This window comes from Sulfurivermis fontis (assembly GCF_004001245.1).
Classification (GTDB): Bacteria; Pseudomonadota; Gammaproteobacteria; order Thiohalomonadales; family Thiohalomonadaceae; genus Sulfurivermis; species Sulfurivermis fontis.
Window position 1 is genome coordinate 1,557,849 of sequence record NZ_AP018724.1, and the last position, 24,060, is coordinate 1,581,908.

General features: G+C 61.7%; 19 protein-coding genes. 3 read left to right on the plus strand and 16 right to left on the minus strand.

The features are described from left to right. Positions 1-32: 32 nt before the first annotated feature. The 7 genes from eno to rnhB form a co-directional block, all read right to left on the minus strand. A complete protein-coding gene (gene eno / locus EP379_RS08015) occupies positions 33-1,331 on the minus strand; it encodes a phosphopyruvate hydratase (RefSeq protein ID WP_127477309.1) in 1,299 nt (432 codons plus the stop codon). 90 nt (positions 1,332-1,421) lie between these two features. Beyond that, entirely contained in the window at positions 1,422-2,252 is an 831-nt protein-coding gene (gene kdsA / locus EP379_RS08020; protein WP_127477310.1) for a 3-deoxy-8-phosphooctulonate synthase, read from the minus strand. After that, positions 2,249-3,886 (minus strand): CTP synthase, encoded by a 1,638-nt coding sequence (locus tag EP379_RS08025; RefSeq protein ID WP_172600421.1) that lies wholly within the window; start codon positions 3,884-3,886, stop codon positions 2,249-2,251. Before EP379_RS08025 ends, kdsA begins: the two co-directional genes overlap by 4 nt. Positions 3,887-3,921: 35 nt before the next feature. Beyond that, positions 3,922-5,277 (minus strand): tRNA lysidine(34) synthetase TilS, encoded by a 1,356-nt coding sequence (gene tilS / locus EP379_RS08030; protein ID WP_232023998.1) that lies wholly within the window; start codon positions 5,275-5,277, stop codon positions 3,922-3,924. Between the two features lie 200 nt (positions 5,278-5,477). Beyond that, positions 5,478-6,437, minus strand: a complete 960-nt coding sequence (accA, locus tag EP379_RS08035; RefSeq protein WP_127477311.1) for an acetyl-CoA carboxylase carboxyl transferase subunit alpha — start codon at positions 6,435-6,437, stop codon at positions 5,478-5,480. 113 nt (positions 6,438-6,550) lie between these two features. Next, positions 6,551-10,003 carry a DNA polymerase III subunit alpha gene (gene dnaE / locus EP379_RS08040; protein ID WP_127477312.1) on the minus strand — a complete coding sequence of 1,151 codons (3,453 nt, stop codon included), beginning with the start codon at positions 10,001-10,003 and terminating at the stop codon, positions 6,551-6,553. Positions 10,004-10,129: 126 nt separating this feature from the next. Continuing rightward, the gene (gene rnhB / locus EP379_RS08045; RefSeq protein ID WP_338055859.1) at positions 10,130-10,759 is read right to left on the minus strand and encodes a ribonuclease HII; all 630 of its coding nucleotides are present in this window, start codon (positions 10,757-10,759) and stop codon (positions 10,130-10,132) included. A gap of 113 nt (positions 10,760-10,872) precedes the next feature. On the opposite strand from rnhB, the gene EP379_RS08050 reads away from it, so the two are divergent. From EP379_RS08050 to lpxB, 3 genes are all read left to right on the plus strand, one after another. Continuing rightward, positions 10,873-11,820, plus strand: coding sequence for a Gfo/Idh/MocA family protein (locus EP379_RS08050; protein WP_127477313.1), 948 nt, complete (start codon positions 10,873-10,875; stop codon positions 11,818-11,820). Positions 11,821-11,841: 21 nt separating this feature from the next. After that, the gene (locus EP379_RS08055) at positions 11,842-12,939 is read left to right on the plus strand and encodes a DegT/DnrJ/EryC1/StrS family aminotransferase (protein WP_127477314.1); all 1,098 of its coding nucleotides are present in this window, start codon (positions 11,842-11,844) and stop codon (positions 12,937-12,939) included. A 152-nt stretch (positions 12,940-13,091) separates the two neighbouring features. After that, complete coding sequence (lpxB, locus tag EP379_RS08060) at positions 13,092-14,240, plus strand: lipid-A-disaccharide synthase (protein ID WP_232023999.1); 1,149 nt, start codon at positions 13,092-13,094, stop codon at positions 14,238-14,240. A gap of 565 nt (positions 14,241-14,805) precedes the next feature. Here lpxB and lpxA read toward each other — a convergent pair. The 9 genes from lpxA to uppS are packed head-to-tail and all read right to left on the minus strand — an operon-like array spanning position 14,806 to position 24,023. Continuing rightward, entirely contained in the window at positions 14,806-15,579 is a 774-nt protein-coding gene (gene lpxA / locus EP379_RS08065; RefSeq protein ID WP_172600422.1) for an acyl-ACP--UDP-N-acetylglucosamine O-acyltransferase, read from the minus strand. After that, a complete protein-coding gene (gene fabZ, locus EP379_RS08070; RefSeq protein WP_127477316.1) occupies positions 15,576-16,022 on the minus strand; it encodes a 3-hydroxyacyl-ACP dehydratase FabZ in 447 nt (148 codons plus the stop codon). Before fabZ ends, lpxA begins: the two co-directional genes overlap by 4 nt. Before the next feature lie 4 nt (positions 16,023-16,026). Next, positions 16,027-17,055, minus strand: a complete 1,029-nt coding sequence (gene lpxD, locus EP379_RS08075; RefSeq protein ID WP_127477317.1) for a UDP-3-O-(3-hydroxymyristoyl)glucosamine N-acyltransferase — start codon at positions 17,053-17,055, stop codon at positions 16,027-16,029. Further along, complete coding sequence (locus tag EP379_RS08080) at positions 17,052-17,585, minus strand: OmpH/Skp family outer membrane protein (protein WP_127477318.1); 534 nt, start codon at positions 17,583-17,585, stop codon at positions 17,052-17,054. Before EP379_RS08080 ends, lpxD begins: the two co-directional genes overlap by 4 nt. An 11-nt stretch (positions 17,586-17,596) precedes the next feature. Beyond that, a complete protein-coding gene (gene bamA, locus EP379_RS08085; RefSeq protein ID WP_127477319.1) occupies positions 17,597-19,909 on the minus strand; it encodes an outer membrane protein assembly factor BamA in 2,313 nt (770 codons plus the stop codon). Next, on the minus strand, positions 19,906-21,273 hold the full coding sequence (rseP, locus tag EP379_RS08090) for an RIP metalloprotease RseP (protein ID WP_127477320.1): 1,368 nt from the start codon (positions 21,271-21,273) through the stop codon (positions 19,906-19,908). The genes bamA and rseP overlap by 4 nt, the downstream gene beginning before the upstream one ends. Next, positions 21,273-22,460, minus strand: coding sequence for a 1-deoxy-D-xylulose-5-phosphate reductoisomerase (ispC, locus tag EP379_RS08095; protein ID WP_127477321.1), 1,188 nt, complete (start codon positions 22,458-22,460; stop codon positions 21,273-21,275). Before ispC ends, rseP begins: the two co-directional genes overlap by 1 nt. After that, positions 22,457-23,278, minus strand: coding sequence for a phosphatidate cytidylyltransferase (locus EP379_RS08100; protein WP_127477322.1), 822 nt, complete (start codon positions 23,276-23,278; stop codon positions 22,457-22,459). Before EP379_RS08100 ends, ispC begins: the two co-directional genes overlap by 4 nt. Then, a complete protein-coding gene (gene uppS, locus EP379_RS08105; RefSeq protein ID WP_127477323.1) occupies positions 23,271-24,023 on the minus strand; it encodes a polyprenyl diphosphate synthase in 753 nt (250 codons plus the stop codon). Before uppS ends, EP379_RS08100 begins: the two co-directional genes overlap by 8 nt. Positions 24,024-24,060: the final 37 nt, after the last annotated feature.

Sequence of the window (24,060 nt, forward strand, 5' to 3'; positions counted from 1 at the left end):
CGGCCGTCAGGCCGGGACAGTGACGGTGGATGTTACCGCTTGAACGCGTCGCGCCCGGCATAACGCGCCTTGCTGCCCAGGGATTCGGCAATGCGCAGCAGACGGTTGTATTTGGCGATGCGGTCGGAGCGGGACAGGGAGCCGGTCTTGATCTGGCCGGCGCTGGTGGCCACGGCCAGATCGGCAATGGTGGTGTCCTCGGTCTCGCCGGAACGGTGGGAGATGACGGCGGTATAGCCGTTGATCTGTGCCATCTTGATGGCCGCCAGGGTCTCGGTCAGGGTGCCGATCTGGTTGACCTTGATGAGGATCGAATTGCAGATGCCCTTGTCGATACCTTCCTGGAAGATGGCGGTGTTGGTGACGAACAGGTCGTCGCCCACCAGTTGCACCCGCTTGCCCAGCTTGTCGGTATGCAGCTTCCAGCCTTCCCAATCCTGTTCGGCCATACCGTCTTCGATGGAGATGATGGGGTACTTGTCCACCCAGGCGGACAGGTAGTCGGTGAACTCGGCGGAGGTCAGGCTCTTGCCCTCGGAGGCCAGCACGTACTTGCCGTCCTTGTAGAACTCGGAGGCGGCCGCATCGATGGCGATCATGATGTCCTCGCCCGCCTTGTAACCGGCCTTGTCGATAGCCTCAAGAATCACTTCAATGGCCGCCTCGTTGGATGGCAGGTCGGGGGCGAAACCGCCCTCGTCGCCCACGGCGGTATTGAGACCCTTGTCGTGCAGCACCTTCTTCAGCGCATGGAACACCTCCGCGCCATAGCGGATGGCGTCGGCCATGGTGGGCGCGCCCACCGGGACGATCATGAATTCCTGCATGTCGACGCTGTTGTCGGCGTGGGCACCGCCGTTGATGATGTTCATCATCGGCGTGGGCAGCAGCAGGTCCTTGTTCTCCAGTGCGGTGGCGAGATTGCGGTACAGCGGCAGTTCCAGCGCATTGGCCACGGCCTTGGCGGCGGCCATGGACACGGCGAGGATGGCGTTGGCGCCGAGGCGCGCCTTGTTCGGCGTGCCGTCCAGGTCGATCATCGCCTGGTCGATCGCGGCCTGCTCCATCGCGTCCATGCCCACCAACTTCTGGCGGATCTCGCCGTGGATGTTGGCCACGGCCTTCAGCACGCCCTTGCCGCCGTAACGCTTCTTGTCGCCGTCACGCAGCTCGATGGCCTCGCGCGAACCGGTGGAGGCGCCGGACGGCACCGCGGCACGACCGATGTGGCCGGAGGCGAGGATCACGTCGGCCTCGACGGTGGGGTTGCCGCGCGAATCGAGGATCTCGCGCGCACGGATATCTTGGATTTGGGTCTTGAATTCAGCCATGGTACTCCACTCGTTAAATGTCGCTATTTGAATTCTTGCCTGCGGCACACCGGGCGCCATACTGCCCCGATGCAACGTGGTGTCCTGTTGTTATTGCTGTTCCAGCCAGCGTCGCTGCTTGACCTGTGTGTCGATGGCCTGCAGTCCTTCGAGCAATTCCTCCATCAGGTGCAGCGGCCACATATTGGGGCCATCGGAGAGTCCTTTGTCCGGGTCGGGATGGGTCTCCATGAACAGGCCGGCGATGCCGCTGGCCACTGCGGCGCGGGCCAGCACCGGCACGAACTGGCGCTGGCCGCCGGAGGCGCCGCCGAGGCCGCCCGGCTGTTGTACCGAATGGGTGGCATCGAACACCACCGGGCAGCCGGTGTCGCGCATGATGGCCAGGCCGCGCATATCGGAAATCAAGGTATTGTAGCCGAAGGACACGCCGCGCTCGCAGGCCATGATCTGCTCGTTGCCCACAGCGCGTGCCTTGTCCACCACGTTCTTCATGTCCCAGGGGGCGAGGAACTGGCCCTTCTTGATGTTCACCGGCCGGCCCTGGCGCGCCACGTTCTGGATGAAGTTGGTCTGGCGGCACAGGAAGGCCGGGGTTTGCAGGACATCCACCACCGCGGCCACCTCGGCGAGCGGCGTATCTTCATGCACGTCGGTGAGCACCGGCAGGCCATATTGCTTCTTCACCCGCTCGAGGATGCGCAGGCCCTGCTCCAGGCCGGGGCCGCGAAACGAACCGCCGGAGGTGCGGTTGGCCTTGTCGAAAGAGGCCTTGAAGATGTACGGCATGCCGAGCCTGTTGCAGATATCCTGCATGCGACCGGCGATATCCAGCACCAGCTGCTCACTCTCGATGACGCAGGGACCGGCGATGAGGAACAGCGGGTGCTCCAGGCCGGCATCGAAACCACAGAGCTTCATCGGGACGCCGTCCTCGCACGCTGCTCCACCGCCGCGTGGACAAAGCCGCTGAACAGCGGATGGCCATCGCGCGGCGTCGAGGTGAATTCGGGATGGAACTGGCAGGCGATGAACCAGGGATGATCCGCCAGTTCAATCACCTCCACCAGGCTGCCATCCATGGAGGTGCCGGTGAATTGCAGGCCGGCCTTTGCCAACTGTTCACGGTAGCCGTTGTTGAACTCGTAGCGATGGCGGTGACGCTCGACGATCACATCCTTGCCGTACAGGCCACGCACGCGGCTGCCCTCGGCCAGGCGGCACTGCTGGCCGCCGAGGCGCATGGTGCCGCCCAGGTCGGAATCGGCACTGCGCCTCTCCACATTGCCCGCCGCATCGGTCCATTCGGTGATCAGGGCGATTACCGGATGCGGCGTGTTGGGACGGAACTCGGTGCTGTGGGCGTCCTTGAGTCCGGCGACGTCACGGGCGTATTCGATCACCGCCACCTGCATGCCGAGACATATTCCGAGGTACGGCACCTTGTGCTCGCGCGCGTAGCGCACCGCCTGGATCTTGCCTTCCACGCCGCGCTCACCGAAGCCGCCCGGTACCAGGATCGCGTCCATGCCCTTGAGGCTGTCGGTGCCCTTCTTCTCGATCTGCTCGGAGTCGACATAGACGATGCGCACCTTGGTGCGGTTCTTGATGCCGGCGTGGATCAGCGCCTCGGTGAGTGATTTGTAGGATTCGGTCAGGTCGACATACTTGCCCACCATGGCGATGGTAACCTCGCCGTTGGGATGGGTCATGGCATCGACCACGGCATCCCACTCGGCAAGATTGGCCGGCGGAACGTCCATGCGCAATTTGTCGACCACGATCTGATCCAGGCCCTGCGCGTGCAGCAGGCCGGGGATCTTGTAGATGGTGTCCACGTCGAGGCAGGCGATGACGGCGCGTTCCTCGACGTTGGTGAACAGGGCAATCTTGCGCTTCTCGTCTTCCGGGATCGGACGATCGGCGCGGCAGATCAGCACATCGGGCTGGATGCCGATCGAGCGCAGTTCCTTCACCGAGTGCTGGGTCGGCTTGGTCTTCAGCTCGCCGGCGGTGGGGATATAGGGCAGCAGGGTAAGGTGAATGTAGAGCACATTGTCATGGCCCAGTTCCACGCCCATCTGGCGGATGGCCTCCAGAAACGGCAGCGACTCGATGTCGCCCACCGTGCCGCCGATCTCCACCATCGCCACATCGTAACCCTCGGCACCGGCCTTGACGCTGCGCTTGATCTCGTCGGTGATATGGGGAATCACCTGCACGGTGCCGCCCAGATACTCACCACGGCGCTCCTTGCGGATGACGTTTTCGTAGATGCGGCCGGTGGTGAAGTTGTTGCGCTTGGTCATGGTGGTGCGGACGAAGCGCTCGTAGTGCCCCAGGTCGAGGTCGGTCTCGGCGCCGTCCTCGGTGACGAACACCTCGCCGTGCTGGAACGGGCTCATGGTGCCCGGATCGACGTTGATGTACGGATCCAGCTTGAGCAGGGTGACCTTGAGACCGCGGGCTTCGAGGATGGCGGCAAGCGAGGCGGAGGCGATGCCTTTGCCCAGGGAGGACACGACACCGCCTGTAATGAAAATGTACTTAGTCATCAATGAGTTTCGATGGTAAGGGAGGGAACGGATGTTCAGGCGCGCGGGCCGGGGCAATTGTCGTTGTTTTCGGCCCGGCTTGCAATGTCCGCGGCGGCAAGCGATACCGTCAGCGCCGCTTCACCGTCCCGGGCGTTGAATGCTTCACAAGTCCAGTACCCCACCACCTGGGCCAGCACGCCATCCACGTACAGCAGCGGCACCCGCTCGCGCTCCCACGGCGGTACGCCGGCTTCCTGGAACAGCTTTTTCAGTTCGTGGCTATGACCGCGCCCAAGCGGGGCGCAACGCTCGCCGCCGGTGCGAAAACGCACCGTGACACGCGCCGCGGCCAGACGTTTCACGCTGACTCCCCCGCCTACGGCCGGAGCGGCCACAAGACAGCGCCCGTCGGGCAGGGGCAGGGGCTGCGCCAGGTCCCAGGACAATTCGGTAGCCGACACAGGCACCAGTGGCGCCATGGCATACAGGTCGTCGCGGTAGCGCCGCACCTCGGCCCCGGGCCAGTCCACCCGCGGCCCGGCGTCGGGGCGGGCCGGCAGCACCTCCCGCTCGATGCGATGCAGATGCGCGGTATCGGGCAGCGGCAGGCCCAGGCCGCGCAGCCAGTGGCGCAGCAGATTGCGCCGGCGCGGTACGGCCAGACTGTTGAGGGCGGCAACGGACAGGGTGCCGGCACGGCTGCCGTATGCGGCGGCCAAATCGGCCGCGGCCAGCCCGGCCAGCAATTCCTCCGCCTCCGCCAGGTGGGCGGCGGTACGGGCCAGGGTCCGCTCCAGCGCCGGCCAGCGCCGGCGCAATACGGGCAGCACCTCATGGCGCAGATAGTTGCGGTCCAGGCCGGTATCGAAATTGCTCTCGTCGTCGACCCAGGACAGGGCATGGGTCACGGCATAGTCATGCAACACCGCACGCGGCAACCCCAATAGCGGCCGCCCCAGCAGGCCTGGGCCGAAGGGACGCACGTCCGGCATGGCGGCCAGCCCGGCGATACCGGCACCACGCATGAGCATCAGCAGCAGGGTCTCGGCCTGATCATCCCGATGATGGGCGGTGAGCAGCATTTCGCCTGCCCGCAACACCTGTGCCAGGGCGGCGTACCGGGCGTCACGTGCCGCCGCCTCCACGCCGCTGCCGCCATGGCACACCTGCACGCGCACCACCGTGCAGGGCACCTGCAACGTGTCGCACTGGATCTGGCAATGTTCCGCCCACAGGTCGGCATTGCAACTGAGGCCGTGATGGACATGCACTGCGGCCAGCGTCACGCCGAGCCGGCTCAGCGCATGCAGGAGCACGTGGGAGTCGAGACCGCCGCTGTAGGCGACGACATAGCGCCTGGCGGGTGGCTGGGACTGGAGAAAACGGCGCAGGTGGTCGGTGATGTCCACGTCGGTCAGGCGGGCAGACAGGTACGAGGGACAAGGTACGGGAGATGAGGGAAGTGGGCGCGGCGCGCGCGGGTGTTTTGATCCAGACAGCACGAGCGCGGCGCGTTCATCCCCTCGTACCTTGTCCCTCGTATCGCGTACCCATTGCCTGATGGATGCGCCGCATCAATCCACCCTGCAAACTACCGTCGAACGGTGGTTCAGCCTTCCATGAAGTTGCCGAACCCCATCAGGCGCTCGTAGCGCTGGTCCAGCAACTTGGGCAGAGAAATCTTGCACAGTCCACCCAGGCTCTCCAGCAGGGCAGCCTTGATGTTGGCGGCGGCGGCATCGATATCACGGTGGGCGCCGCCCAGCGGCTCGTCGATGATCTTGTCGATGAGGCCCAGCTCCTTCAGGCGGCTGGAGGTGATGCCGAGGGCCTCGGCGGCCTCCGGGGCCTTCTCGGCGCTCTTCCACAGAATGGAGGCGCAGCCCTCGGGGGAAATGACGGAATAGGTGCTGTACTGCAGCATCATAACGCGGTCACCGACACCGATGGCCAGTGCGCCGCCGGAGCCGCCCTCACCGATGACAGTGCAGACGATCGGGGTCTTGAGACGTGCCATCACATACAGGTTGCGGGCAATGGCCTCGCTCTGGCCGCGTTCCTCGGCACCGACGCCGGGATAGGCGCCGGGGGTGTCGATGAAGGTGAGCACCGGCAACTTGAACTTCTCCGCCATCTCCATCAGGCGCAGCGCCTTGCGATAACCTTCCGGACGCGGCATGCCGAAATTGCGGCGCACCTTCTCCTTGGTGTCATGGCCCTTCTGATGGCCGATGACCATTACCGGCTTGCCGTCGAGGCGCGCCACGCCACCGACGATGGCCGGGTCGTCGGCATAGGCCCGGTCGCCGTGCAGTTCCTCGAACTCGGTGAAGATACGCTCGATGTAATCCAGGGTGTAGGGGCGCTGCGGATGGCGCGCCAGCTGGGAGATCTGCCAGGGAGTGAGATTGGAGAAGATGGACTTGGTGAGGGACTTGCTCTTGCTCTGCAGACGGGCGATTTCGTCGCTGATGTTGATCTCGTTGTCGTCACCGACGAAACGCAGCTCCTCGATCTTGGCCTCGAGTTCGGCGATGGGCTGTTCGAAATCCAGGAAGTTCAGGTTCATGGGAAATTCGGTGCGGAATTGTCGTTATCTGAATTGGTCGCGCTAGTTTAGCCGTTTCCGTCCGGGGCGTATACGGACCTCCTTGGCAGGTCGGACGTCAGTCCGACCACAACTCAATACTCCAGCCGTACCGCCTCGGGGCCGGCCAGTTGCACCAGCCGGTGCAAAAGTTCCTCGCTGGGGCGCACGCGCCACTGCTCCCCCAGGGTCATGCGGGCGCGGGCCCGGCCATTGACATAGTCCAGCTGCACCGGGCAGCGTCCCTCGCAGTAGGGTCCGAGCACCCGTTCCAGGGCATCGGTAAAGCCGTTGCCGGCCTTGTCGGCGTCAACACTGACCACCAGGCGCTTGGCGTAGTGGTTGCGCGCCAGTTCCAGGTCGAACACCTCCTCGGCACGCAGCACCAGACCGCCGGAATAATCGTCGTGGCGCACCTCGCCCTGCACCACGATCACCTTGTCCTGGCTGATGAGGTGCTGGAAACGGGCGTAGCTGTCGCCGAACAGGGTCACTTCCAGGCGGCCGCTGCGGTCGTCCAGGGTGACGAACCCCATACGGTCGCCGCGCTTGGTGGGGCGGGTGCGCAGGGCCACCACCAGCCCGGCCACGGTAACCGCGCGTGGCCGGTCGGCGGAAAGCTCGGCCAAGCGGCAACTGGTGAAACGGGCCAGCTCGGGCAGGAAACGGTCGATGGGATGGCCGGTCAGGTACAGGCCCAGGGTTTCCTTCTCGCCGTTCAAGCGGATTTCGTCGTTCCACTCCGGCACCTCCTCGTACACGGCGGGACCAGAATCGGCCTCCCCCGCCGGGGCGAAGCCGAACAGGTCGTCCACACCGGCCTGGTGGTTCTGCAGGTGCTGCTCGGCCACCTGCAGGGCCTGCGGCAGCGCCGCCATCAGGGTGGCACGGTTCGGGCCGAGACCATCCAGGGCGCCGGCACGGATCAGGGCCTCCAGCACACGGCGGTTGGCCTTTTTCAGGTCGATGCGCTTGCAGAAGTCGAACAGGTCGGCATAGGGGCCATGGGCCTCGCGTTCGCTGACGATGCCCTCGATGGCGCCCTCGCCCACCCCCTTGATGGCGCCGAGGCCGTAGACCACGGCATTGTCGGCGCGCACGGTGAACTTGTACTGGCTGGTGTTCACCGCCGGCGGCACCACCTTGAGCCCCATGTTGCGGCACTCGTCGATGAGGGTCACCACCTTGTCGGTGTTGTCCATATCCGCCGACAATACCGCCGCCATGAAGGCCGCCGGATAGTGCGCCTTGAGCCACATGGTCTGGTAAGACACCAGGGCGTAGGCGGCAGAGTGCGATTTATTGAAGCCGTAACCGGCGAACTTCTCCATCAAATCAAAGAGATCGCCAGCCTTCTTCAAGTCGAATCCGAGCTTCGCGGCACCGGCCAGGAATATCTCGCGCTGCTTGGCCATCTCCTCCGGCTTCTTCTTGCCCATGGCGCGGCGCAGCAGGTCGGCGCCGCCCAGGGTGTAGCCGCCGATCACCTGGGAGATTTGCATCACCTGTTCCTGGTAGACGATGACGCCGTAGGTCGGCTTGAGGATCGGCTCGGTCTCCGGGAACGGGTATTCGACCTTGGCACGGCCATGCTTGCGGTTGATGAAGTCGTCCACCATGCCCGACTCCAGCGGGCCGGGGCGGAACAGGGCCACCAGGGCGATGATGTCCTCGAAGGTATCCGGCTGCAGGCGCTTGATCAGGTCCTTCATGCCGCGCGATTCGAGCTGGAATACGGCGGTGGTCTGGCAGGCCTTGAGCAGATCGAAGGACGGCTTGTCATTGAGCGGGATGGCGGTGATGTCGATGGTCTCGCCGGTCTGCTGCCGGATGTTGCCCAGAGCCCAGTCGATGATGGTCAGGGTGCGCAGACCGAGGAAGTCGAACTTCACTAGCCCCACCGCCTCCACGTCGTCCTTGTCGAACTGGGTCACCACGCCCTGGGCGCCCTGTTCGCAGTACAGCGGGGCAAAGTCGGTCAGCGCGGTCGGGGCGATGACCACACCGCCGGCGTGCTTGCCAGCGTTGCGGGTGATGCCCTCCAACTGGCGCGCCATGTCGATGAGATTGCGCACCTCCTCATCGCGCTCGTAGCGATCCTTGAGGGCCGGCTCCTTCTCCAGGGCGTCATCCAGGGTAATGCCCAGCTCGAAGGGGATCAGCTTGGCGATCTGGTCCACGAACCCATAGGGATGGCCCATGACCCGGCCTACGTCGCGCACCACCGCCTTGGCCGCCATGGAGCCGTAGGTGATGATCTGGGAGACCTTCTCGCGGCCGTAATGCTCGGCGACGTACTCGATGACGCGGTCGCGGCCCTCCATGCAGAAATCGACGTCGAAGTCGGGCATGGAGACGCGTTCCGGGTTGAGAAAACGCTCGAAGAGAAGGTCGTAAGCCAATGGATCCAAATCAGTTATTGTCAGCGCATAGGCCACCAGCGAGCCGGCGCCCGAGCCGCGTCCCGGTCCCACAGGAATACCGTTGCGCTTGGCCCACTGAATGAAGTCGGCCACGATGAGGAAGTAGCCGGGAAAACCCATCTTGATGATGACGTCCAGTTCGATCTCCAGCCGCTCGCGGTAGGGTCGGCACTTTTCCTCATAATCAGGGGACTGCGGGTCGAACAGCCGGAGCAGGCGCAACTCCAGCCCCTTACGCGACTCGTCGCGGAAAAATTCATCCATGGTCATGCCCGCCGGGACCGGGAAGTCCGGCAGGAAATACTTGCCCAGGGTCAGGGTCAGGTTGCAGCGGCGGGCGATTTCCACCGAGTTTTCCAGCGCCTCGGGGATGTCGGCAAACAGCTCGGCCATCTCCTCCGGGGTCTTCAAGTACTGCTGCTCGGAGTAGCGCTTGGGCCGGCGCGGGTCGTCCAGGGTGCGGCTGTCGTGGATACAGACGCGGGCCTCGTGGGCCTCGAAATCGGTGGGCTTGAGGAAACGCACGTCGTTGGTCGCCACCACCGGAACGTTCATCATCCCGGCCAAGGCCACGGCGGCATGCAGATAGCCCTCCTCACCCTCGCGGCCGGTGCGGGTCAACTCCAGGTAGTAGTTGTCGCCGAACAGGCGCAGCCAGTCGGTGATGAGTTGGGCGGCAAGGTCGCGGTTATCGCCCAGCAAGGCCTGCCCCACATCGCCCTCGCGCCCGCCGGACAGGGCGATCAGCCCCTTGAGGTGGCCGGACAGCCAGCCGCGCTCGATGACCGGCACGCCGCGGTGCTGGCCCTCGATGTAGCTGCGGGAAATGAGTTCGGACAGGTTGCGGTAACCCTCCGCGTCCTTGCACAGCAGGGTCAGACGCGTCGGCGGGGCGCCGTCCTGCGCACCGGCGATCCACAGGTCGGCGCCGACGATGGGCTTCACGCCCTCCCCCTGAGCCGCCTTGTAGAACTTCACCATGGCGAACAGGTTGCTCTGGTCGGTCACCGCCACCGCCGGCATGCCGGCGGCGGCCACCGCCTTCACCAGCGGCTTGACCCGCACCAGACCGTCCACCAGGGAGTATTCGGTGTGGACGCGGAGGTGGATAAAGGACGGTTGCATGGGCGGCAAGTGTCGGGAGTTGGGCCGGGAGATGCAAGTCTTGACAGGTGAGTGTCGAACGGCAGGGGCCGTTTTCGGCCGGCAAAACGCTGGCGGTACCGAGGCGCCAGCGGGTTGAAACCCGCCCTACAGCAGCTTTTTCACCGGCCCGAAGGAACGGCGGTGGATGGGAGTCGGCCCCAGACGCTCCAGCGCCTCGATATGGGCCTTGCAGGGGTAGCCCTTATGACCGGCGAGACCGTAACCCGGGTAGAGCGCGTCCATCTCGACCATTTCGCGGTCGCGCGTCACCTTGGCCAGGATCGAGGCGGCGCTGATGACCGGCACCTTGCCGTCGCCCTGGATGATGGCCTCGGCCGTGCACGGCAGTTTGGGACAGCGGTTGCCGTCGATGAGGGCGTGCTGCGGCGCCGGATCCAGGGACGCCACCGCCCGCTGCATCGCCAGCAGGGTGGCCTGCAGGATGTTGAGACGGTCGATTTCCTCCACCTCGGCACGGCCGATGGCCCAGGCCAGCGCCCGTTCCTTGATCAGCTCGGCCAGCGCCTCGCGCCTCTTCTCGCTCAACTTCTTGGAGTCGGCCAGCCCGTCGATGGGCCGCGCCGGATCGAGGATCACCGCTGCCGTCACCACCGGGCCGGCCAGGGGGCCGCGGCCCACCTCGTCCACCCCCGCCACCAGCAGCGCCGTGCTGCCGAACTCCAGACCGTATTGCTGTTCCATAACCACCTGCAGAATCTGTGAAGCGGCTAGCATACCGGGCGCCTGGCATGCCGTCATGTCGCAGCGCCGTTCATTGCTTTGGCGGGCGGTAAATGCGACCATTTGCCGCTTCATTTCAGGGGCTCTTTCGCCCGGACGGAAACGCAATGGACAAGATCAAGACCGCCGTGGTCGGCGTCGGTTACCTGGGCCGCTTCCACGCCCAGAAATACGCCGCACTCCCCAATTCCGAACTGCTGGCCGTGGTGGACGCCAACGCCGAAACCGCCGCCCGTGTCGCCGGCGAATGCAAGACCACCGCCCTCACCGATTACCGGGAACTGGCCGGCAAGGTGCAGGCGGTGAGCATCGTGGTGCCGACCCAGCGTCACTACGAAGTGGCGAAGTTCTTCCTCGAAAGCGGGATCCACGTGTTGCTGGAAAAGCCGATGACCGTCACCGTCGCCGAGGCCGACGAGCTCATCGCCATCGCCGCGCGCAACAAGCTGGTATTGCAGGTCGGCCACCTGGAGCGCTTCAACTCCGCAGTGCTCGCCCTCGACGGCGTGCTTTCCGAACCGCGCTTCATCGAGTCGCACCGCCTGGCGCCGTTCAACCCGCGTGGTGCCGACGTCAACGTGGTGCTCGACCTGATGATCCACGACATCGACATCATCCAGAGCCTGGTACGTTCGCCGATCAAACACATCGACGCCGACGGCGTGTCGGTGTTGACCAAGGAGGTCGATATCGCCAACGCCCGCATCAAGTTCGAGAACGGCTGCGTGGCCAACGTCACCGCCAGCCGCGTGAGCATGAAGCCGCAGCGCAAGATGCGCATCTTCCAGAGCGACGCCTATATCTCGGTGGACTTCCAGGACAAGATCCTCAGCGTGCACCGCAAGGGCGAAAAGGAAATGTTCCCCGGCATCCCGGAGATCAAGTCCGAAGAAAGCATCTTCGAGAACTCCGATGCCATCAAGGCCGAGATCATCGCCTTCCTCGAAGCCATCAGCAGCGGCGGCAAGCCCCCGGTCACCGGCGAGGACGGCCGCGCCGCCCTTGCCACGGCGATCCACATCAGCGAATTGTTCCAGCAACAGACCGGCGCCTGAGGCCCGGCGGAGAAATTACGAATGATCCCAATGGTTGATCTGAAGGGCCAGTACCAGACCCTCAAGGCGGAAATCGACAGCGGCATCCGGCAGGCACTGGAAGCCACCCAGTTCATCCTCGGCCCCAACGTGCAGGCCTTCGAAAAAGAGGCCGCCGAATATCTGGGGGTCGAGCACGCCATCAGCTGCGCCAACGGCACCGATGCGCTGCACCTCGCCGTACGTGCGGCAGGCATCGAGGAAGGCGACGAGGTGATCACCACCCCGTTTACCTTCATCGCCACCGCCGAGGCGATCCGTTATGTCGGCGCCATCCCGGTTTTTGTCGACATCGACCCACACACCTTCAACATCGACGTCAGCAAGATCGAGGCGGCCATCACCCCGCGCACCAAGGCGATCATCCCAGTGCACCTGTTCGGCCAACCCGCCGACATGAACGCCATCATGGCCATCGCCGAGCAGCACAAGCTGCAGGTGATCGAGGACTGCGCCCAGTCCTTCGGCGCCGCCTATGGCGACAAGATGACCGGCAGTATCGGCCTGGCCGGCTGCCACAGCTTCTTCCCCAGCAAGAACCTGGGCTGCTACGGCGACGGCGGCATGGTCACGACCAACGACGCTGCGATGGCCGAGACCCTGCGCATGCTGCGCAACCACGGCAGCAAGGTGCGCTATCACCACGACATCATCGGCTACAACAGCCGCCTGGATGAATTGCAGGCGGTGATCCTGCGCGTGAAACTGAAGCGCATCGAGCAGTTCAACGCAGGCCGCCGTCGCGCCGCCCATCGCTACAGCGCTGCCCTGGCGCAGATGCCCGACGTGATCCCGCCGTTCGAGGACGGCAAGGGCCGTCACGTGTACCATCAGTACACCCTGCTGTCGCCCAAGCGCGATACCATCCAGAAGGCGCTCAACGAGGCGCAAATCGCCAACGCCATCTACTATCCGATCCCGCTGCACCAGCAGCAGGCCTTCGCCGACACCTGCCGCGGCATCAAGCTGCCGGTGAGTGAGCAGGTGGCAGCGCAGTGCCTGTCGCTGCCGATCTTCCCGGAGCTGACCGACGCCCAGGTGGACCAGGTGCTCGACGTCATCCGCGGCGTGGTGAGTTAACGCTGGAAAAGGCAAAAGCATTCAACGCAAGACGCAAAGGACGCAGAGGGCCGCAAAGAAATGCTGAGACTGCGCTTTTCGCTACCCTTACCTAATCCATTGCATCCTTTGCGTTCTTTGCGCCCTTCGCGTCTTTGCGTTTGACGGCCTTTATGCACAGAAAAGTCATGATCATCGCCGGGGAGGCGTCGGGCGATGCCCGTGCCGCCGGTCTGGTACGGGCGGTGAAGCGACAGCGGCCGGACATTCGCTTCTTCGGCATCGGCGGCGATCAACTGCGCGCCGAGGGCGTGGATACGCTGGTGGATTCACGCGTCATGGCGGTGGTCGGCCTGTTCGAGGTGCTGGCCCACTTCCCCACCATCTACGGTGCATTGCAATTGATGCGGCGCAAACTGCGCGAGGAACGTCCCGACCTGCTGATCCTGGTAGACTATCCCGACTTCAACCTGCGCCTGGCCAAGACGGCGAAAGAGCTGGGCATCAAAGTGCTGTATTACATCAGTCCGCAGATCTGGGCCTGGCGTCAGGAACGCGTGCACCGCATCCGCGAGCTGGTGGACCACATGGCGGTGGTGTTTCCCTTCGAGGAGCCGTTCTATCGCAATGCCGGCGTACCGGTGACCTTCGTCGGCCATCCGCTGGTGGAGGAGGTGCACAGCAGCTTCGACCATATTGGTGCCTGCCGCGCATTCGGCCTCGACCCCGCGCGCAAGGTGCTCGGCCTGTTTCCCGGCAGCCGCCGCAGCGAAATCAAGCGCCTGCTGCCGGTCCTGCTCGATGCCGCGGCGCAATTGCACACAAAGCACCCGGACCTGCAATTCATACTGCCGCGCGCCTCGACGCTGAGCGAGGCCGATCTCGCACCCCACTTCGCCGGGCGCAACGTGCCGGTCACCGTAGTCCCCGGACGTGCCTACGACGTGATGGCCGCCTGCGACGCCATCGTCAGCGCCTCCGGCACCGCCACCCTGGAGATTGCTCTGATGCGCACTCCGCTGGTGGTAATCTATAAAATCGCTCCACTCAGCTACCGCATCATGAGCCGCATGGTAAAAGTGAATCACATCGCCCTATGCAATATCGTCGCCGGTGCACGCATTGCACCGGAACTGATCCAGCATGACGCCAAGGCAGACAGGATAGCGGACGAGGCAGAGAGCCTCCTGTACGACACGATGCGCAACGCACAAATGCGCGAAAGACTGAGTCTGGTGCGGGAAAAGCTGGGGGCGGCCGGCGCTTCGGACAACGTAGCACGCGTAGTACTACAGATGCTTGATATACCCACGCCCCGATAACACGAACGCCCAGGCAACAGCACCCAAGGTAAGGGAAGCTCTGAATAAGTTCAGAGCTTCCGCGGCACAGGAATGTGCCGCCATTTTTCAACGACGATAAGTCGTTGAAAAATGAAGCCAAGCGAAAATCACACTTTTCGCTTGGCGTGGTCTGAGAACTCCAGGATGGACTTATTCAGACCTTCCTAAGGTAAGCTCCGAACAGGTTCAGAGCTTCCGCTGCTCAGGGATGCGCCGCGATCTGCGCAGTCCGGGATGGACTCATGCAGACCTGAAAGCCATAAGCGCCAGGGGTCACTGCTCGCCCGTCTGGACTTCAAACTCCGGCCGGTTCAACTCAAAAGCAATGGAGTCCGCGAATGAACGCAAATACTCCGCTTGTTACAACGGTGGCTGGCCCACCCGGCGGCTGAAGGGGGCTGCCACAGGCGTCGATCCTGAAATCTTATTTGCGTCCATTCACGTTTATTGGCGGACTGATTGAGCTTTTCAGGTTCAACAGGGCGAGCAGCTATCGCCAGGGACTGAAATAATCTTGGCGCGTTTTTATCCAGGCATCCCGCTATTAACGGATGATGCTGCGCTTGGAGTTGGCGATGAAGTCGACGAAGATCTTCAGTTCCGGACAGGTCTGCGCCATTTCCTTCAGGCGCGCCGTCGCCTCATCCAGCGACAGGCCGGTGCGATACAGCACTTTGTAGGCCTGACGCAGGGTCTGGATCGACTGCGGACTGAAGCCACGACGCTTGAGTCCTTCCTTGTTGATGCCGTGCGGTTCCGCCGGATTGCCCGCCACCATCAGATAGGGCGGCACGTCCTTGGAGATGGCGCTGCCCATGCCGGTAAAGGCATGATCACCGATGGAACAGAATTGATGCACCAGCGTAAAGCCGGACAGTATTACCTGGTTGCCCACATGCACGTGGCCAGCCAGGGAGGCATTGTTGGAGAAGATGACCTTGTCGCCGATATGGCAGTCGTGGGCAACATGGATATAGGCCATGAACAGGCCGTCGCTGCCGATACGCGTGACACCGCCGCCCCCCGGAGTACCGCGGTTCATAGTGACACACTCGCGGATGACGTTGCGATCACCGATCTCCAGACGGGTCGGTTCGCCGTTGTATTTCTTGTCCTGCGGCGCCTCACCAAGGGACGCGAACTGGTAGATCCTGTTGTCACGGCCGATGCGAGTCGGGCCGTTGATCACCACATGCGGACCAATCCAGGTATTGTCACCGATCTCGACATCGGCACCGATGATGGAATAGGCACCAATGCTCACCCCGGTGCCGATCTTTGCCTGCGGATCGACGATGGCGGTGTGATGAATGCTCATGCCATCACCTGCTCCGCGCACATCAACTCGGCACTGGCCACAACCTTGCCGTCAACCTTGGCTTCAGCACTGAACTTCCAGATATTGCGCTTGGTAGTAAGAAGTTTGACTTCGAGAAACATCTGATCGCCCGGCTGCACCGGCTGTTTGAAGCGACAGTTGTCGATGGCAGCGAAATAATACAGCGAGCTTCCATCCGGCTTTTTATCCTGGGACTTGAACGCCAGCAGACCGGTCGCCTGCGCCAGCGCCTCCATGATCAGCACGCCGGGGAACACTGGGCGCTGCGGAAAATGCCCCGGGAAGAACGGTTCGTTTACCGATACGTTCTTGACGCCGATGAGATACTCACCCGGCTTGTAGTCGACAACCTTGTCCACCAGCAGGAACGGATAGCGATGCGGCAGGTATTCGAGAATTTCGTGTATATCCATCGTATTCAAGGCACTACCCTTTCTTCAGTTCTTGCAGTTCTTTTTCCAGATGTTTCAAACGCCGAGCCATATCATCCAGTTGTCTGAACCGCACAGCGTTCTTGTGCCATAGTTCACTGCTTTCCAGTGGCGTACCGGACGAATAGACCCCCGGCTCCTTGAGTGACTTGGTTACCATGGACATCCCGGTCACTGTCACGCCATCCGCTATCTCTAAATGGCCAACGACACCGACACCACCTGCAAAGGTGCAATTTTTGCCTATTACTGTACTGCCAGCCACTCCCACACAAGCAGCCATGATGGTATTCGCACCAATGCGCACATTGTGCGCCACCTGGATCTGGTTATCCAGCTTGACACCATGTTCGAGTACCGTATTCTCGATTGCACCACGATCGATTGTGGTATTCGCGCCGATTTCCACATCGTCACCGATTTCCACGGCGCCCAACTGCGGAACCTTCACCCAGCTACCGCGATCATTGGCAAAGCCAAAGCCGTCCGAACCGATGACTGCACCAGCATGAATCAGACAACGGTCGCCGATACGGCAACCGTAGTAGACGGTGACATTGGCAACAAGACGGGTTCCGGCGCCGATGCTGACACCATGCTCCAACACACAACCTGGCCCGATAACGGCACCGGATCCAATGGTGCAATCGGCGCCGACGACGCAGTGCGGCCCGATGCTGGCACTGGCGTCGATACGGGCCGAGCCGGCAACGACCGCCGTAGGATGAATGCCGGGTATGGCATCCAAAGCGGGAACGAAAAGTGCGGCAGTTCGCGCATAGGCCACATGCGGATTGGCAACCACGAGTGCATTCGTCGGACAAAACTCGAGGTCGTCTTCTCTAAGAATGACAGCAGTGGCCTGTGTCGCCTGGAGATGTTTGCGATAGCGGGGGTTGGTAAGAAATGTAACAGTACCGGCAGTAGCGCCAACCAAGGTGGCTACGCCATCGATGATGCGCTGCCCGTCTCCGACCAGCCGCGCCCCCAGGCGCTGGGCGAGTTCCGCGAGAGTGATGCTCACTTGGTGTTTTTCTTGTTCTGGGCTTCAAACTGCTGACGCAACAGGCCCAGCACCCGCTCGGTCAGATCGACACGCTCACTGGCGTAGACCACACCGGTTTCGAAAATCAGGTCATACCCATCCTGCTTGGCGATGGCAACGATAGCATCTCCCACCTCCCTCTGCAGACGTGCAAATTCCTCATTGCGGCGTAAGTTGAGATCCTCAGTAAACGCCTCGCGGGAACGTTTCAGATCACGTTCCTGCATACGGACGTCGATTTCGAGCTTGCGGCGCTCCTCAAGGGTCATGAGGGCACCATCACGCGCCAGCTTTTCTTCCTGCGCCTTGAGGTTCTTCTGAGCGGTAGCCAGTTCGCTGTCGCGGGGAGCGAATTCCTGCTCCAGGCGCTCGCGCGCAAGTTTGGCCTGTGGAGCCAACTCAAGAATACGGGGGGTATTGACGAATCCAACCCGTGCTTCGGCGGCCAGAACAGAAGCGGTTCCCAGCAGCAGAAATATACCTAGCGCAGTCTGGAAGAATCTGTTCAACGTATCGCTCCTTAATAGAGGGTGCCCAGATTGAACTGGAAGCTTTCGGTCTGATCTTCCGGCTTGGCATTAAGGGCCTTGGCCACCGTAAAGGTCATGGCCCCCACCGGGGTCATCCAGTAAAGAGTCAGACCGGAAGCATAGCGCAGCTCGCCCAAATCCACACTTTCCTTGCCGGTATCGTACACATTGCCGGCATCCAGGAACACACCCACCCGGGTCGCGTTGCTATTCTCCCCAAAGGGTCCGGGCAAAATCAACTCCAGATTGCCCAGCACCCGGGCATTGCCGCCGACAGGATCGCCGTAGCTGTCCTTGGTGGCCGCCGAACCCAGGCTGCTGGACTTGTAGCCGCGCACGGTACGTGCACCACCGGCGTAGTAACGCTCGAAGGGCGGCAGAGTACCTACCGTATCACCATAGCTGTTGCCATAGGCCAATTCTCCACCGGCCGAGAAGGTCACCGACTGGCTCAGCGGCACATACAGCTTGTGGCGATAGCTCAGCTTGTAGAAATTGAGACTGCCCGCCGGCAGGGCCAGCTCCGTGCCCAGACTGATCTGCTGCCCGGACGAGGGGAAGAGATAACGATTGCGGGTATCGCGCGTCCAGCCCAGTTCGAGTTTGTACGCTTCATGGGTATCGCCATTATCGGCCACGAAGTCCTGAATACGCTGCGAGGACTGCGCCACATTCTTGAGATAGGTGTGCTCATAAGCACCCCCCACACGCACCGTGGTGAACTCGGCCACGGGGATACCAAACGCAACACCGGCACCATAGGTATCGGTCCAGTAATCGGCCACACTCGCTTCGCCGGCATCAGTTGTGCGGTAGAAGAAGTTCAGGCTGCGGCTGATACCGTCCATGGTGTAATACGGGTCCACCACATTCAGGGCATAGACCGTGGATGCCTTGCTATTATTGATGTCAACGGAAAAGCGCTGTCCTGTGCCGAGGAAATTATCCTGTGACACGCTGGCGTTGAACAACACCCCCTGGGCATCACCGTAGCCGACGCCAAAGCTCAGACTACCGAAGGCATCGCGTTCGTGGATAGTGTAGTTAACGTCCACCTGATCGGCCGTTCCAGGGACTGCCGGGGTTTCCACGCTGACCCCCTCGATATAACTGAGTCGTTCCAGGCGCATACGTGAGCGTTTGACACGTTCGGTAGATATCCAACCACTCTCCATCTGGCGCAACTCGCGCCGTATAACCTCATCTCGTGTTTTGGCATTACCCAGGACATTGACTCTGCGAACATAGACGCGCTTACCGGGATCGACAAAAAACGTCAGCGAGACCTCTTTCTTCTCCTCGTCCAACTCGGGCATGGCATTGATATTGGCAAAGGCATAACCTTCATTACCCAGGCGCTCACTGATGCGTGTTGTGCTTTCCGTGATCTGCTTACGTGAAAAGGTATCACCCGGCTGGATGCTGATCAGTTCGCGCAGAACCTCGTGCGGTACAATGCTCTCGCCCGCCATTTTTACTTCGCGCACAGTGTAGCGCTCGCCCTCGCTGACATTGACGGTGACGTAGATATGTTCATAGTCGGGTGTGATGGAAACCTGGGTAGAGTCGATCTTGAAGTTGATGTAGCCACGGTCCAGGTACCAGGAGCGCAGGGTTTCCAGATCGCCAGCCAATTTCTGCTTGGAATATTTATCTTTGTCGCTGAACAGTGAAAATGGCGGGCGCGAACCGAGCTGAAACTGGCGCAACAATTCTTCGCTGGAGAAGGCCTTGTTACCGACAATATTGATACGATAAATTGTGGCAACATCACCTTCCGCGACAGCGATATGTATAGCGACACGATTGCGCTCTTCGGGCGTAATGGTGGACTTCAACCCCATGCCGTATTTACCCATGGCCAGGTACTGGCGTTTCAATTCCTGCTCCACCTTATCCAGCATGGAACGATCGAATACGCGCCCCTCGGCAAAACCGATGCGTTTGAGACTTTCCAGCAACTGCTCGGTGGGAATGCTCTTGTTACCTTCGATGCTGATGCTGGAAATGGCGGGACGTTCGGCGACAAATATCACCAGGGTGTCGCCCTCCCGCTCCAGCACTACATCCTTGAAGAAACCCGTGCGATACAGCGCCTGAATCGCCTCCACGCTTACCTTGTCATCGAACTGGTCGCCACGCTTGAGCGGCAGATAATTGAATACGGTGCCGATGGAAATACGTTGCAGACCCTCAACGCGAATATCATCGATGACAAAGGGATCCAAGGCCCAGGCAGGCAGTGGCAAGGTAGCACAAGCCAGCGCTATCACGCGCGCCAGGTGCGGGCTTCTATTCTTCATTCTCCCCCCATCAGGCGTGCCAGATCGTTATACATGGCCAGGGTCATCAGCATCACAATAAGGGCAATACCTATGCGGGCAGCCATTGCCTCGGTCTGTTCCGATACCGGGCTGCCCTTGATCCCCTCAATCAGATAAAACAGCAGGTGACCACCATCAAGAATCGGTACTGGCAACAGGTTCAATACCCCCAGGCTGATGCTGACCACCGCCAGGAAAGCAAGGAATTGTGCGAAGCCGGCCAAGGCCGAACTCCTGGCATAAACTGCGATGGTGATCGGTCCGCTGATATTTTCCGTCGACACCCGTCCGACGACCATTTCGCCCAGCATACGCACGGTCAGGGCGGACATGTCCCAGGTTTTGTGTAGTGCGGCACCGATAGCGGCCACAGGTCCGAGACGCCACTCGCTGCGTAGATGCTCGGCCAGTTGTGGATTGATGCGCACGCCCGCACCGATACGTCCTACCATACCAGCCGCTGTCTCATGTGCAACCGGCCGCACCTGCACCTCGAATTCCTCACTGCCACGCCGCACCCGGAACTGCAAGTCGGTCTCTGGATTTTCACGCACCTTGAGGACCATGTCCTCCCAATCGGCAATAGCGATACCGTCGATGGCAACGATTTCATCGCCCGCCTGCAACCCTGCCCGGGCCGCCGCAGAATCGGGCGTTATCTCATCGAGCACCGGAGCAATATGTGGTCGATAGGGCTGCAGGCCAATCACCTTGCTGAAGGTATTGGCATCTACTTCTCCCTGCAATTGATCGAGAGGCAGCTGATAGCGGTATTCGACGCCGCCGTCATTCACCGTGACGGTTACTGCTTCCTTGCGCAAGGCATAAGGCAGCAGCGACTCCAGCACTGCACCCCAGGTCGGCGTGGCGCGGCCGTCCACTGCCAGCACCTCCTGTTCGCTGCGCAAGCCGGCCTGATATGCCAGACTCGTCGGCGCCATATCCCCCAGCAAAGGACGCATGCCTGGAGTGCCGGTGACATACATCAACCAGTAGGCCAGTACGGCAAACAGCAGATTGAACAACGGCCCGGCAGCCACAATGGCAGTACGCTTGCGCAAGGGTTGCCGGTTGAAGGCCCGGTCCAGTTCATGTGCGGCCACATCGCCTTCGCGTTCATCCAGCATCTTGACATAGCCACCGAGCGGAATGGCTGCGATGACATATTCGGTTTGATCAGGTCCACTGCGACGCAGCCACAATGGTTTACCAAAACCGATGGAGTAACGTAATACTTTGACCCCCATGCGCCGTGCTACCCAATAGTGGCCGAATTCATGTACTGCAATCAGCACACTGATGGCGAAAACGAACAGCAGTGGTGTCAGGAGAAAATCAAGCATCAGTGCCTCAGACCCCGCATCGCCACCTGACGTTCCGCTGCCATGCGCGCAGCGGCGTCATCGGCAAGAATTTGCTCCATGCTGTCGGCGTCATGGGCAGTGACTTCCATCAGCACCGCCTCGATCACCTGCGGGATGGCGGTATAGGCGATACGGCGCTGCAGGAAAGACTCTACCGCTATCTCGTTGGCGGCATTGAGGATGGCCGAGCTGGTTCCACCGGACTCCATCGCCTCCACGGCGAGGCGCAGGCAGGGAAAACGGTTCAGATCGGGGGCACTGAAATCCAGCCGCGCCACACTGAAGATATCCAGGCTACCGACACCGGACTCCATGCGCTCCGGCCAGGCCAGGGCGTGTGCAATGGGTGTACGCATGTCCGGATTACCGAGTTGCGCCAATACCGAACCATCGACATATTCGACCATCGAGTGGATTACGCTCTGCGGATGCAACACCACCTGCACCTGTGCCGGTGTGGTGTTGAACAACCAGCAGGCCTCGATCACCTCCAGACCCTTGTTCATCATGGTGGCGGAATCCACCGATATCTTGCGCCCCATGCTCCAGTTGGGATGAGCCACCGCCTGCTCCGGAGTAACGGCAGCCAACTGCTCGAGCGGTGTGGTGCGGAAGGGACCACCTGAAGCGGTGAGCAGGATGCGGCGCACACCGACATGCTCGAAGCCAGTGGAAAAACCCGAGGGCATGCACTGGAAGATGGCGTTGTGCTCACTGTCGATGGGCAGCAGCACGGCATTGTTCTGCTGTATCGCCTCCATGAACAGGCGGCCCGACATCACCAGTGCCTCTTTGTTGGCAAGCAGCACATGCTTGCCGGCGCGCGCCGCGGCGAGTGTCGGCAGCAGGCCGGCCGCGCCTACAATAGCCGCCATGACATACTCGACTTCTGGCAGTGCAGCGACCTGCTCCAAACCGGAAGTTCCCGCCAACACAATAATGTCCGGCGCGCTGTCACGCAGGCGGGCCGCCAGACGCTCGGCAGCCGTGGCATCACCCATCACGGCATAGGCAGGACGAAACTCCAGACACTGTTCATACAGCTTGTCCACCTGACTGTTGGCGGTGAGGGCTACCACACGATAACGGTCACGGTGCCGCCCCAACACATCCAGCGTGCTGCGCCCAATCGAACCGGTCGCGCCGAGTACGGTCACACCGATCATGACAACGCGTGCCAGAGGAAGAAACCAAACACGAACACCGGCGCCGCCGCGGTAAGGCTGTCGATACGGTCGAGCACACCGCCATGTCCGGGCAACAGACCACCGCTATCCTTCACCGCAGCGAGCCGCTTGAACATGCTCTCGGTCAGATCACCGACAATCGATGCAGCCACTACAAGCAGGGTTAGGGGCAACATCCAGGAAAGCGCCGTCAGTGGTAAACCAAGCAGCGGCGTGCCAAGCAGAGTGATGAGCAGGGTCGCGGCCATCGCACCGCCGACACCAGCCCAGGTCTTGCCGGGACTGACCTGCGGCGCCAGCTTGCGCCGACCGTAGGCATGGCCGGCGAAATAGGCGCCGATATCCGCGCCCCAGACGAGCAGTATGACAAACAAGGCATGGCGCGGCCCGGTGTGCCACTGCAGGCCGGCCAGACTGACCCAGCCAGGCAACAGGGTCAGCATGCCGGCGAAGCTCACCAGGCTGGGATACCGCTTCCACAGTGCGCCGCCGTGCGGAAAACGCAGCACGAAAACCAGCGCTACACACCACCACAGCACGCCGGCGGCGGCAACGAAAAACAGCAGATAGCCGATCGTGTCGCGATTGAGCAGTGCAATCATGACACCGACGAAGATCGCGACATAAAAGTGGCGCAGGACCACGTGTTGCAGGCCCGCCAGGCGTGACCACTCCCAAGCGCCCAAAACGAAAATGACGCCGAGTATGGCCGCAAACCAAGGTCCAGGCAGCGCCAGCGTAGCCCAAATGGCCAGAGGAGCCAGAATCAGCGCCGTGATTACACGTAGCTTAAGCATCGAGCAATTGCTCCACCTGCTCGCCGGTGCGACCAAAGCGCCGCTGCCGACTGGCGAAGGATTCCAGTGCTGCAGCGAAGGCCTGCTCGTCGAATTCAGGCCACAGCAGCGGGGTGAAATAGAGTTCGGTATAGGCCAATTGCCAGAGCAGAAAATTACTGATGCGCTGCTCGCCGCCGGTACGGATGAACAGATCCGGCTCCGGCAATCCCGCCAAGGAGAGGTGCGTTTCGATGACTGCCGGAGTGATGGCATCGGCCGCCAGCTCACCGCGCGCTACTTGTTCAGCCACGAAGCGACAGGCTTGGGTGATATCCCAGCGCCCACCGTAATTGGCGGCGATAATCAGATTAAGAGCCGTATTGCCGGACGTGAGTTCCTCGGCAGCAGCGATGCGCTTTTGCAGCTCAGGGGCAAAGGCACTGCAATCGCCGATGATGCGCAGCCGCACACCGTGCTTGTGCAGCTTTTTGACCTCCATGTCGAGGGCGGTCATGAACAGATTCATCAGCAGCCCTACTTCTTCCGCCGGACGGCGCCAGTTTTCGCTGCTGAAGGCAAACAGGGTCAGATATTCGATACCCCGTTCAAGGCATCCCTTGACCATGGCCCGCACGCTGTCCATGCCGGCCTTGTGACCGGCAAAGCGCGGCAGTCCGCGCTTGCGTGCCCAGCGCCCGTTGCCATCCATGATGATGGCCACATGGCGCGGGAGTTTGCGGGCATACAGTTCGGAGTCGGACATGGAACGCTAGTTACAAGTTTCAAGTTGCAAGTTGCAA